The organism is Paenibacillus sp. BR2-3, from assembly GCF_046529485.1.
Classification (GTDB): Bacteria; Bacillota; Bacilli; order Paenibacillales; family Paenibacillaceae; genus Paenibacillus_AQ.
In genome coordinates, this window is record NZ_CP126311.1 from 1404889 (window position 1) to 1416992 (window position 12104).

Annotated in this window: 12 protein-coding genes; 11 read left to right on the forward strand and 1 reads right to left on the reverse strand. The window is 46.4% G+C overall.

Annotated elements, in window-relative coordinates:
- Position 1: 1 nt before the first annotated feature.
- From PaeBR_RS06650 to PaeBR_RS06680, 7 genes are all read left to right on the forward strand, one after another.
- On the forward strand, positions 2-1552 hold the full coding sequence (locus PaeBR_RS06650) for a response regulator (protein WP_410515099.1): 1551 nt from the start codon (positions 2-4) through the stop codon (positions 1550-1552).
- 111 nt (positions 1553-1663) lie between these two features.
- Positions 1664-2953, forward strand: coding sequence for an ABC transporter substrate-binding protein (locus PaeBR_RS06655; protein WP_410514075.1), 1290 nt, complete (start codon positions 1664-1666; stop codon positions 2951-2953).
- 108 nt (positions 2954-3061) lie between these two features.
- Complete coding sequence (locus tag PaeBR_RS06660; RefSeq protein ID WP_410514076.1) at positions 3062-3937, forward strand: carbohydrate ABC transporter permease; 876 nt, start codon at positions 3062-3064, stop codon at positions 3935-3937.
- Entirely contained in the window at positions 3934-4767 is an 834-nt protein-coding gene (locus PaeBR_RS06665) for a carbohydrate ABC transporter permease (RefSeq protein ID WP_410514077.1), read from the forward strand. The genes PaeBR_RS06660 and PaeBR_RS06665 overlap by 4 nt, the downstream gene beginning before the upstream one ends.
- 50 nt (positions 4768-4817) lie before the next feature.
- Positions 4818-5558: a ThuA domain-containing protein gene (locus PaeBR_RS06670; protein WP_410515100.1), complete on the forward strand. Its 741-nt coding sequence runs from the start codon at positions 4818-4820 to the stop codon at positions 5556-5558.
- A 21-nt stretch (positions 5559-5579) separates the two neighbouring features.
- Positions 5580-6470, forward strand: coding sequence for a DMT family transporter (locus PaeBR_RS06675; RefSeq protein WP_410514078.1), 891 nt, complete (start codon positions 5580-5582; stop codon positions 6468-6470).
- 198 nt (positions 6471-6668) lie between these two features.
- Positions 6669-7991: an IS4 family transposase gene (locus PaeBR_RS06680; protein WP_410512259.1), complete on the forward strand. Its 1323-nt coding sequence runs from the start codon at positions 6669-6671 to the stop codon at positions 7989-7991.
- Between the two features lie 191 nt (positions 7992-8182).
- On the opposite strand, the gene PaeBR_RS06685 is transcribed toward PaeBR_RS06680, so the two are convergent.
- A complete protein-coding gene (locus PaeBR_RS06685) occupies positions 8183-8932 on the reverse strand; it encodes a DeoR/GlpR family DNA-binding transcription regulator (protein ID WP_410514079.1) in 750 nt (249 codons plus the stop codon).
- Between the two features lie 215 nt (positions 8933-9147).
- On the opposite strand from PaeBR_RS06685, the gene PaeBR_RS06690 reads away from it, so the two are divergent.
- The 4 genes from PaeBR_RS06690 to PaeBR_RS06705 are packed head-to-tail and all read left to right on the forward strand — an operon-like array spanning position 9148 to position 12097.
- Positions 9148-9855: a ribulose-phosphate 3-epimerase gene (locus tag PaeBR_RS06690; protein ID WP_410514080.1), complete on the forward strand. Its 708-nt coding sequence runs from the start codon at positions 9148-9150 to the stop codon at positions 9853-9855.
- On the forward strand, positions 9856-10416 hold the full coding sequence (hxlB, locus tag PaeBR_RS06695) for a 6-phospho-3-hexuloisomerase (RefSeq protein WP_410514081.1): 561 nt from the start codon (positions 9856-9858) through the stop codon (positions 10414-10416).
- A 58-nt stretch (positions 10417-10474) separates the two neighbouring features.
- Positions 10475-11641 carry a mannitol-1-phosphate 5-dehydrogenase gene (locus PaeBR_RS06700; RefSeq protein ID WP_410514082.1) on the forward strand — a complete coding sequence of 389 codons (1167 nt, stop codon included), beginning with the start codon at positions 10475-10477 and terminating at the stop codon, positions 11639-11641.
- Positions 11642-11659: 18 nt separating this feature from the next.
- Entirely contained in the window at positions 11660-12097 is a 438-nt protein-coding gene (locus PaeBR_RS06705) for a PTS sugar transporter subunit IIA (RefSeq protein ID WP_410514083.1), read from the forward strand.
- The last annotated feature ends 7 nt before the right edge of the window (positions 12098-12104 follow it).

Genomic DNA, 12104 nt, shown 5'->3' on the forward strand with positions numbered 1-12104 from the left:
AGTGTTGATTGTGGATGATGAAGAGCATGTGCGGGAAGGCATTGATTTGGCTGTGGATTGGGACAAATTTGGCATTACCAAGCGACTGCATGCGGAGGAGGGCCAACAAGCGCTGGACATGATCAGGCTGTATAAGCCTGCCGTCATGTTTTGTGATATGAGTATGCCTGGTATGGACGGTATGGAGCTATTGCGCCTTCTTCGGGAGGAAGGCTGGGATACACAGGTCATTGTCGTCAGCGGATATGACGATTACCAATATACACGTGCGGCTGTTCGTGCGAACGGACTGGACTATTTGCTTAAACCCTTCTCTAAAAGTGAACTCGAGCAGGTACTGGAGCAGGCGGTTATGGCTTACAAACACAAAGAGGTAAGCCTTGTGGAAGAGCGTGAAGCCGGCTTTCGGATCAAATGGGCCGATGCTCTGGTCTACGAGCAGAAGCTGGCTTCGTTTTTCAAGGAGGAATCCGTCTTTCAAGAGGGGCTCCGGGGACACCTATATAAAATAGGCCTTCCGGCGGAACGGCTGCGGGTGGCTATTATCCTGCCGTGCAATCGCATGGAGCTTGTGGAAAGGCGTTATGGGGGAGACAGGGAGCTGTTTATCTTTGCCATCAATAATATTGCCCATGAAACCTTTAGGCCCTATGGGGCTCACTATTTATGCAGACTTGACGATTATCAATGGGTTCTGGTTGCAGCCTTTGCCAAGGATTCCCGTGGAGCGGAGGAACACCGCCGATGTATGGAAAAGGCAGCCGCAGCATGGCGGGAAACGGTGGGCCTTGAAACGCTTATAGGAATATGCCAATCGGAGGCGGATGCAGCTGGAATCACGGGGGCCGTCGGGAAAGCACGCTCTACCTTGTTAAAGTCCGTTATTTGGAAAGATTCGCGGCAGGAAGCCGCCTCGGGTGAGCCCCCAAGGTTAATGGATCAACAGTTTCTGCTGCAAACCGCTCTTGATACGGGGAACAAGGCTTATGCGGCCGAAATTATTCGTTCCTTCGTTGAGAGACTTAGGAAGTGGGCGGAGATTCGGCTGAAAGACCTGCAGGCCTGTACTATAGAGGCCAATCTCCTGTTGGAGTGGGCCAGCCGGCTGCTGCATCACGGCAAAGAGACGGCAGATCTTCTAATGCCGCTGTGGATCAGTGATTTGGACGAATGGGAAAGGACATTTATCCGGCATTGGTGGGCCCTCATGGAAGAGCAAGGACGTGATGGATTGGGAAACCGTGGAATGGAGGCGATCCGGGAATATATCGAACGGCATTTTCAGAAGGATCTGTCACTGTCTGTTCTGTCGGAACGATTCCATTTCAGCCCGCAGTACATCGCCAAAAAGTTTAAGGAATTGCACAATACCACAGTCATGACTTACTTAACCGATATTCGGATGGATAAAGCCAAATCGCTGCTCCGGTTTACAAACAAGCCGGTTTCGGAAATTGCCAATTCGCTCGGTTACGACGATGAAAATTACTTCGGTAAAGTATTTAAGAAGCAAAACGGAATTTCACCTCTCCAGTATCGGAAGCAGCAATGAGTTTCATGGATTCCTTTTTTGGGCGAATATATTCCCTGCCCCTATGAATTCAATAAAGATACAATCGGAATGTAAAGAAGACTCATTTTAATCCGAGGGGGATAACCGCCAATGAAAAAATTACTTTCCACGCTCTGTACTACCGCATTGCTTGTGATGTCTTTAGCTGGTTGTGCAGGTGGAAATGAAGCTCCGAAAACCGCTGCCGGTACTTCGAACAGCACGGCTGAATCAGGCGGAGGAGAAAAAGTAACGATTAAGCTGCTGCAGTTCAAACAGGAGATCACGGATAAAGTAAAGGCGATGGCCGATGACTACATGAAGGAAAATCCGAATGTCATTCTTGAGGCTGAGGTCACTAAGGATTACGAAACCATTCTCAAAACCCGCTTTGCTTCCGGAGATGAACCCGATATCTTCATGACCAAAGCGTTCACCGACATTACGGATTGGTCCGGCAAGTTAGTTGATTTATCGAATGAGCCGTGGATGAGCCAGGTATCCCCTTCCGCTGTGGCTGGAATGACGGTAGACGGCAAGAAGCTCGGCTTCCCGATCGCCTTGGAAGGTTACGGCTTCATCTACAATAAGGAGATCTTCGCCAAAGCGGGGATTGATAAGGTGCCGACAACGCTGACAGAGCTGAAGCAGGTTAATGAAAAATTAAAAGCGGCAGGCATTCAGTCTTTTGCTGAAGGTTATAAAGAATGGTGGATTCTGGGCCAGCATTTGTTCAATCTGCCGTTCGCAACAGAAAAAGATCCGGCAGCTTCTATTGAAAATATCAATAAAGGGCAACTGAAAGTCAAAGATATCGCCAATATGAACGGATTCTTCGATGTTCTCGACATGACCGTAAAGTATGGAGAAGGAGCGGAATCCGTCGGCGTAAGCTACGACAACCAGGTATCCGATTTCTCATCCGGCAAAACGGCGATGATGCAGCAGGGCGTATGGACCATCGATTCCATCAATAAAATCAACCCGAATATGAAGATGGGCATGTTCGCTATCCCGCTGAGCGATATTGCGGCTGAGACGAAAATGCCGGTCGGCGTTCCGGGCTACTACGTCCTCAACAATAAGTCCAGTAACCTGGAAGAATCGAAGAAGTTCCTGACCTGGCTGCACCAAAACGGCCAAAAGTATCTGGTTGATTCCTTTATGCTGATTCCGGCTTTCAACGATCTGAAGACAACGCCGGAGCTCGGTCCTTTAGCGGCAGATTTGAGTGCTTACGTGGAAGGGAACGCAACGATTCCTTGGGCTCATACTTTATGGCCGTCCGGTGCGAATCAAGATTTTGCAAAGCCGCTGCAGTCGTATGTTGGCGGTCAATTGAATAAAGAACAAGCGTTAGACGAGGTACAGAACATTTGGGATGCTCGTATAAAAAAGTAACCTGAACCATCCCGAAATCCGTCGATGCATGGCTCCCAGCACCGGAGTCATGCATCGGATTTTTTTTGGACTAATGGATCCTATCATTCAAAAAAGGAGACTAACAAGATGAAAACGGGAACGCGTAAGCTATGGACGTATGCGGTATTTGTCGCTCCCGCCTTATTTTTTTTCACGCTAATCATCCTGGTGCCGTTTCTGCGGGCCATTCTATTTTCGTTCCAGGATTGGAACGGAATAAGCGACAATATCGCCTGGGCCGGTTTGGACAACTATGCAACGCTTATTAAGGACACCGGCTTCCAAAAGTCGTTTATCTTTACTTTGAAATATGTGATTGTCGTTACGATCTTATTGAACTTATTCGGATTTATCCTTGCTTTTGTGCTGAATATGCCGCTGAAAAGCCGCAATTTTCTCAGGACCGCCTTTTTCCTCCCTTATGTTATTGGACCTGTCATTATCGGCTTCATATGGCAGTTCATCTTCTCGAATCTGTTCACGCAGATCGGCGATGTTACCAAGTGGTCCCTATTTGAGAAAAACTGGCTCAGTTTGCCGAACTATGCCTTCTGGTCCTTGGTCATTGTCACTGTATGGCATTCCGTCGGATATTTTATGGTCATTTACTTGGCGGCGCTTCAAGGTGTGCCGACGGATATGCTGGAGGCAGCCGAAATTGATGGAGCGGGGAAATGGAAGCGGTTGCTTCATGTCGTGCTGCCCCTTATTCGTCCGGCCATGACCATCAACTTGTTTTTGGCGATTTCAAGCGGGTTCAAGGCCTTTGATTTGAACTTCTCCTTAACGAAAGGCGGTCCCTTCGGGTCGACAGAATCCATCGCGTATCACATTTATTTGGATGCATTTACGAAAAATCTGTTTACGCTCGCTTCGGCCAAAGCGGTAGTGTTCTTTCTGGTGCTGGCTGCCATCACGCTTGTGCAAGTGTCGCTTATGAAACGCAAGGAGGTGGAAATGTGAAAAACGGTCGCTACAGCATAGGTATTCTAGGACTCGAATTGCTCATGGTTGCAGTGTCGCTGTTGTTCTTTTTTCCGCTGTACATGACTTTTATCAATGGATTCAAAACCTATAACGAAGTCTTAACCTCCACCGTAGCCTTACCGGAGATATTCCAATTTAATAATTTCGCCACGGTATGGAAACAGCTCCGTTTCTTTGGGGTGTTCATGAACTCTATCATCATCACCGTCTTGTCGGTCGCGGGCACGCTGCTCATTAGTTCGATGGCCGCTTATCAATTGGTACGCCGTCCGGGTTGGGTCAGCAGCGTGATTTTTTTGACGATTTTGTCCTCCTTGATCATCCCCTTTCAGACTTTGATGGTGCCGCTTGTTACCGTAGCCAAGGATCTGGGGTTGATCAATTCGATCCACGGCATCATCATCATGTATTGGGGCTTCGGTGTTCCATTGGCGCTGTTCTTGTATCACGGATTCATCAAGGGAATTCCGCGGGAATTGGAAGAGGCAGCCCAGATTGACGGATGCAGCAGCTTCGGTGTGTTTTTCCGAATTCTCCTGCCGTTGCTGAAGCCCATCACGACGACTATCGCCATTTTGCATTCGCTTTGGATCTGGAACGACTTCCTGCTCCCGCTTATCACACTGAGCGGTAAAAGTAACAGAACCATCCCGCTGGCGGCGAATATTTATTTCAGCCAATATACGAACGAATGGCATCTGGCGATGGCAGCTTTAACAATGGCTGTAGTGCCGATCATCCTCTTTTTCCTGTTTATGCAACGATACATTATCCAAGGCATTACGTCAGGGGCTGTAAAAGGTTAGGAGTTTGTATTATATTCTTATGGGGGGGACACCAAATGAACGATAATAAAATGATTAAGCTAACGATTTGGAACGAATATGAGCATGAGAAGGTGAATCCCAAAGTAGCGGCGATATACCCGCAGGGCATTCATCAGGCGCTGGCCGAAGGTCTGGCGGCCCAGCCTTTCGAGATCCGGACGGCGACCTTGGATCAGTCGGAGCATGGACTTACAGAAGAGGTATTGAACAATACGGACGTACTCATCTGGTGGGGGCACAAAGCTCATGGCAAGGTCGAGGACGACATTGTAAACTGTGTCCATGAACGGGTTATGAAGGGAATGGGGCTTATTGTCCTTCATTCCGGCCATTTCTCGAAAATTTTCAAGATGCTGATGGGGACCTCCTGCGATTTGCGATGGCGCGAAGCAGGCGAGAAGGAGCGCCTATGGGTGGTGAATCCCGCACATCCGATTACAGAAGGATTAGGGTCTTATTTCGAGCTGGAGCAGGAAGAAATGTACGGCGAACATTTTGATATTCCGGCGCCGGATGAACTTGTTCTCTTAAGCTGGTTCGAGGGTGGAGAGGTATTCCGGAGTGGCTGCACCTATCATCGCGGGCAGGGGAAAATCTTTTATTTCCGCCCCGGTCATGAAACGTATCCAACTTACTACAACCAAGACGTTCTTCAGGTGATCGCCAACGGGGTCAAGTGGGCCGCGCCTGTACGGACGGCTAGACCCGTTTATGGAAAATCCGAACCTTTGGAAACGATATCGGCCAAATCACTCACTGTAATAGGCTGAAGAAAAATAGAGGTGTAACGATTGGGGTATTTACTGCTTTTCCTCGCGACTCTATTATGGAGCTTCGTAGGTATACTGGTGAAGAGCGCATCGGCCATGGTGGACAGCACGGTGATTACGTTTGCCCGCTTTGGGTTCGGTATCGTTTTTCTCGGTCTATATATAGGCTTGAAGGACCGCGGTTTTAAACTGCGGTTTAACTTGAAGTGGGTTTGGTTAGGCGCTCTCGGGAAAAGCTGCAATTATTTTTTTGAAAATTTAGCGATTTCCATCGGGTATTCCTACGGGAATATCCTTGTTTCTCCTATGCAGACGATCCTGCTGCTTTTTATCTCGGCCCTATTCCTGAAGGAAAGAATCACTGGAAGGGGATGGATAGCCGCCTTTTCGTGCGTTCTCGGCGTGCTGTTGATCAGTTGGAACGGGATGTCCTTATCCGTGCTGCTTAAGGGAGGGGCGTTGACAACCGGATTGTATGCCCTATCGGCTGTAGGTGTAGCCTTTCATGTTCTCAGCCAAAAGATGCTAATCCGGGAGATGGATGCCGGCAATATGAATTTCAGCATCTTCTTGCTGTGTACGCTGATGATGTCCTTGCCGCTGCCCTACCGGTTTGCGTGGCCGGAGCAGTTCAGCATATGGGCCTTCGGCGCTTTGGTGGCGCTGGGATTGATCACGGGCCTCAGCTTTTATTGGTTTACCCAAGCGCTCCGGACGGTCCCCTTTTCTGTGGCGGTCATTGTCAGCAACTGTTCGATTCTATTTACGGTGTTGTGGTCCCATTTGGTTTACCGTGATCCGATTAGCATTTATCTGATAGCAGGGGTGGCTATATGTATAGCAGGGCTGCTGCTGTTAAGTCTGCCGATGCGTCAGGCCAAAGTGAAAGGGTACGAATCCAAAGCGGTGTAAGCTGGAATCGGATGAAAATGAAGAAAGGGAGGGCCTCGCAGCCCAATGTCATTAAGTTAAGGCGCAAGGCCAAAAATCAAGAAAAAGAGCAGGTTATCGAAAAGATAGCCCGCTCTTTTTTTTGCACTAAAAAAAGAACTTGACAAGCAGATGGAAATGTGTGGCGAAGCCCCTTGAAAAAACGAGGAGGTTACGCCAATGGATGAGTACGCGATCTCGCTAAAAAAAACGCTGACATCCCTCATACGAGAAATGTCAGCCGCACCCGCTCCTTTTGTCAAAAACCCTGAAAAAGATTTTACCCGAAAGAAAAAGCTGCCCTTTGAAACGGTCATGCAACTCCTGATTTCCATGGGAGGAAACAGCCTTTACAAGGAACTCTTGGAATCGCAGGGCTATGACGTAAACACCGCAACCACTTCTGCTTTTGTCCAACAGAGGAATAAAATCCTGCCGTCTGCTGTGGAATTCTTGTTTCACGAATTTACGCAATCGTATACGGACATCAAGGACTACCGGGGGTATCGGTTACTTGCCATTGACGGGTCGGATTTGCATATCGCAACCGACCGGGCGGACACGGATACCTATTTCCAAAGTCAACCGAACACGAAAGGCTACAACCTTCTGCATTTGAATGCAGCCTATGACTTATGCAACAGACTTTACGTGGATGCCATTATTCAGCCACGGAGGTTGTGCAACGAGGGAAGGGCGCTGGCTGCCATGGTTGACCGTTCCCCCATTCAAGGCAAAACCATTGTTACTGCCGATAGGGGTTATGAAAGTTACAACAATTTCGCGCATATGGAACGCAAAGGGTGGAGCTATGTCATACGGGTTAAGGATTTGAATTCGAATGGCATTCTTTCGGGCTTGCATCTGCCCTCTGGCGGAGCGTTTGATATGGACGTTCATCTGACACTCACCAAAAAACAAACCAAAGAGGTCAAGGCTCATCCTGAGATGTACAAGTTCGTCCCTTCCACGTCTACCTTTGATTTTTTAGATTTGCACGAGAACTTGTTTTACCCGATTTCCTTTCGGGTTGTCCGTTTCGTCCTGCCGGGTGGCGCTTATGAAACCGTCATTACGAATCTTTCTGCCGCTGATTTCCCACCCGATGAAATCAAGTCCATTTATAACATGCGATGGGGCATTGAAACCTCTTTCCGGGCATTGAAATACACCGTCGGCCTGACGAATTTTCACGCAAAGAGACAAGAGTCCATCACCCAAGAGATTTTTGCAAGAATGATCCTGTACAATTTCGCTGAAATGATGACCTCGCACGTCGTCATTTCCCAAATGGATAAACGGCACCCCTACCAAGTCAACTTCACGGTTGCCGTTCACGTTTGTAGACATTTCCTGCGCTCACGGGACGATGAACCCCCGCCCGATGTAGAAGCACTGATTCGTAAGAACATTTTGCCGATTCGACCCATTCGCCCAGGGCAGAAGAATACGCGCAAAATCCGCTGGAAATCAGTCGTTAGCTTCGTCTACAGAGTAGCATAATTCGTTTCGTATGAACATTTTTTTAAGCGGATATTCCGTCCGCTTGTTTGCTGTGCGCTTTTTTCTTGCTTGCACCAAAAAAACAAACGGCACAGGGCTTTTTCCCATGCCGTTTCGGATTCCATTTTTATTCCCAGTCTTATCTTTGAGCTTATCTTAATGACATTGACCTTATGGGACAGCCCCTTTTTTCAATCCATCACGATGATACCCTGATTTGCATATAGTCCTTTGATCTCTGGGTGGACATGTTCGGTGATGAGATAAGTCAAATGATTGGAGGGACATACAATGTGGTTGGAAATGGTGTCTAGCTTGTTGGATGTAACCATACCCAATACTTCAGTAGAGATTGAGACCATTTTTCGCTTTACCAATGCTTCGGTGATACTGGGCACACTTATTCCGATATGTGGATCAATCTTATAAATCCCCATGATATAAAGATCGGCTCTCATTGTGTTCAAAGTTTCCACCGTATCAATTCCTAAATTAACCATGGACTCTTTGAACAAAGTTCCCCCGATCATGATGACTTCGATATTTTTGTGGTTGGATAAAGCCATTGCAATGGGAGGACTATTGGTAATAATGGTTGCGTTCAGAGTCAAAGGCATCTGGTTGACGAGATGCAGGTTGGTTGTCCCGCCATCAATCAGGAGGACCATATCATCTTTTATATACTCCAACGCCTTCAGGGCCAAATTGATTTTAACTTCGCTGGAAATATTTTGCCGGGTTGAAAAATCTTCAACCGGAGGACCGAGCCTCAGCGCCCCGCTATGAACCCTTTTCACAAGACCCTGGATATCGAGCTCCTTCAAATCTCTTCGAATGGTATCTTCGGACACACCCAATCGTTTACTTAAATCGCTTGCTATTACTTTATGTTCAGCATTTAAGATTTCCAGAATCTCCTGTTGGCGCTCTTCTTTTAACATAGTACACCTCTTTTTATTTCTTTCAGTTTATCATAATTTTTTATTTTCCGAAAAGCCTTTTGACACGCGTTTGCCAGAAACGGGCAAATAAGCAGCAAAAAGAGAAACCTGCAATTAAACCCGTACAAAAGCGCAAAAAATCGCTTTACTTGCCTGGGTTAATGCATTATACTCGTATCAAGGAGCAAATAAACGCAAATAAAAGGAGCATAAACATGAATAAAGAAGCAATAACAATTGCGCCATCTATTATGTGTGCTGACCTCTGCAACTTAGAAAAAAGTATAAGGGATATTGAACAAGCGGGATTGCACACCCTGCATGTAGACATTATTGATGGAAACTTTAGCCCAAGTATGCCGCTGGGAATTGACACCGTTAAGCAATTGCGAAAAATTACAGACATGGATTTCGATGTGCACATTATGTCGCAAAATAATGAATTTTTTATTGAAGAGATGCTTAAAATCGGTGTCCAGCAAATATCATTTCACCTTGAAACCAGTATCCACCCCGACCGCTATATTAAAATGATCCGGAAAAGTGGAGTTAAGGCAGGAGTCGCCCTTAATCCGGCAACGCCTTTAGCCGTTTTGGATTATATCTTACCGCAATGCGATACGGTGCTGTTGATGCTGATTAATCCGGGCTTTGCAACTGATAAAAACGAAAGTCAGGTCTCCTATGCAGCGAAAAAAGTAAGGGACTTGAAGCAATTCATTAAGGATAAAGGCTTGGACACAAAAATTGAGGTTGATGGAAGAGTGTCTTTGGATACCATTCCCGTATTGGTGAGTGCCGGCGCGGATATTCTGGTTGCAGGTAGTACCAGCTTGTTCATTCCGGGCAATGGCTTGGAGGAGAACAAACGGTTAGTTGAAGAAGCGATCTCCCAAGGATTAAAAAAGGAGGCGTTGAAATAAATGGCGGACTACCGGGAAGTTACCCAGGAAATTACGCAGGAACTAACCAGAACGTTGAGCAATATCAGCACCCATGAGGTTGAACAATTGACCGCCGAAATTCAGAAGGCGGAGAAAGTATTTTTTGTCGGTGTCGGCAGAGTGTTATTATCGCTTAAATCCATAGCCAAACGGCTGGCCCATCTTGGAATCAAAACCTATATCGTTGGACAAATCACGGAGCCTGCCATTACAGAAAAGGATTTATTGATTGTAGGCTCGGGCAGCGGTGAAACCGCTTTCCCGCTTATTATCGCAAAGAAGGCGAAACAATTTAATGCGACTGTGGCGCATATCGGCGGCAATCCTCAAAGCTCAATGCGGGATTATGCGGATCTATTTGTGAAGATTCCTGTCAGTACAAAGCTGCAATTGCCGGGTGAAATTCCATCCGTTCAGCCTATGACAAGTTTATTTGAACAAAGTTTATTAATACTGGGCGATACGATTGCCTTATTGATGGTCAGAGAAAAGGAGATGGATATGCACGCTCTGTGGAAATACCACGCGAACCTGGAATAGCGGAAAATGCGCCCTGTGGCTAAGGGAGATAGTCATTCATTCAGAAAGGAGGCTGTCAATGAAAGCTCTGCATTTTGGTGCCGGAAATATCGGAAAAGGGTTCATCGGAAATTTGCTGAGCAAAACCGGCTACGAGGTTTGCTTTGTGGATGTCAATCCGGATTTGATTCATAGTATTAATAAAAGCAACAGCTATTCCGTCGAAATATTAGACAATCGTCATTCGATGGAAACCATCTCTTCCGTTTCGGCCCTGAACAGCGTGACCCAAGAGGAGAAAGTGATAGAGGCTATTATAAACGCCGACCTCATAACCACATCTGTCGGAGTTGGAAATCTCTCGAAAATAGCCAAAATTCTGTCGGTTGGCCTCTTAAAGCGAGTAAAGAAAAATCCGACGAACTTGGACATAATTGCTAATGAAAACGCCATCAATGCGTCCCTGATATTAAAAGAAGCAATCGGGCAACTTGTCTCAAACGAAGAAATGGAAAAGATCAATTCTTTTGTTGGGTTTCCCAATTCGGCAATTGATCGCCTGGCCTTGTCCAAGAAAAGTGATGAAGGTGAAGTCGCTCTTGTAGAGCCCTTCTTCGAGTGGGTAATTAACAAGGCTGAAATGGTTAACCCGGAGCTGCCCCTTATTCCTTACGCCACTTATGTGGAGGATCTGAAGCCTTATATCGAGCGAAAGCTATACATTGTGAATATGGGTCATGCCTGTACAGCATACCTGGCCTTTATAGCGGGAGAACCGACCATTCAGAGCGCCTTAAGCGTGCCGGAAATAGAACATTATGCTCGAAATGCGATGGCCGAAGCCTCCCGGTATATCCTCCAAACCTATTCTTCCGATTCTCAGGAAATGGAGCAATTCATCGACAAAACTATTGAGCGTTTTAAAAATCCTCATATAAGCGATGATATATTACGCGTTGGGAGATCTCCCATACGGAAATTGGGCTATGACGAGCGGTTGGTTAAACCAACCCGGGAGCTCTTCAGGTTAGGGTTGCCAATTGACCATCTGACTGTCGCCATAGCTGCTGCTTTCATATTCGATCATCCTGAAGATGAGGAATCGGTGCTCCTGCAGAAATATATCCTTGAAAATGGAATCGAGCGCGCCATCTCTCATTTTTCTCATATGGAAAACTCAGAGATCAAAGATCGGATAGCTAAAAATTACGACAGCTTAAAAAACAGTTCTAAGTTGACCAAATGAGTTAAAAGGGGTGGCTGCATGTTAAGTCAGTATTTGAAGGACAATGTTCATTTTATGGATACCATTTCCGCTTGGGAAGAAGCCATAAGGGTGGCGGCCCAGCCATTGCTGGAAAAGGACTGGATTACTGAAAAATACATCCAAGATATGATTGATAACGTGAACACCAATGGGCCATATATTGTTGTGGCCTCCGGCATTGCTATGCCGCATGCAAAAAACAAAGGGGGAGTTTTAAAAACAGGGATTTCTTTCTTAAAACTGAAAGAACCGGTGCCGTTTCCTGAAGGTAAAGAAGTGAGTATTCTTTTTGTTTTAGCTGCTGAGAATAGCACAGGACATTTGGGGTTAATCTCGGACATGTCATCTTTGCTGATCGATGATGATATTATGACAAGCTTTAGAAATGTAAGCAGTGAGACGGAATTAATCGAATTAATTAAGATGGTTGAATAATTAATAG

Bases quoted from the DNA above. Each gene is read 5' to 3' on its own strand.
- PaeBR_RS06680 (WP_410512259.1), top strand. From the start codon at position 6,669: ATGGATGAGTACGCGATCTCGCTAAAAAAAACGCTGACATCCCTCATA.
- PaeBR_RS06690 (WP_410514080.1), top strand. From the start codon at position 9,148: ATGAATAAAGAAGCAATAACAATTGCGCCATCTATTATGTGTGCTGAC.
- PaeBR_RS06655 (WP_410514075.1), top strand. From the start codon at position 1,664: ATGAAAAAATTACTTTCCACGCTCTGTACTACCGCATTGCTTGTGATG.
- PaeBR_RS06685 (WP_410514079.1), bottom strand. From the start codon at position 8,932: ATGTTAAAAGAAGAGCGCCAACAGGAGATTCTGGAAATCTTAAATGCT.
- hxlB (WP_410514081.1), top strand. From the start codon at position 9,856: ATGGCGGACTACCGGGAAGTTACCCAGGAAATTACGCAGGAACTAACC.
- PaeBR_RS06700 (WP_410514082.1), top strand. From the start codon at position 10,475: ATGAAAGCTCTGCATTTTGGTGCCGGAAATATCGGAAAAGGGTTCATC.
- PaeBR_RS06670 (WP_410515100.1), top strand. From the start codon at position 4,818: ATGATTAAGCTAACGATTTGGAACGAATATGAGCATGAGAAGGTGAAT.
- PaeBR_RS06705 (WP_410514083.1), top strand. From the start codon at position 11,660: ATGTTAAGTCAGTATTTGAAGGACAATGTTCATTTTATGGATACCATT.
- PaeBR_RS06660 (WP_410514076.1), top strand. From the start codon at position 3,062: ATGAAAACGGGAACGCGTAAGCTATGGACGTATGCGGTATTTGTCGCT.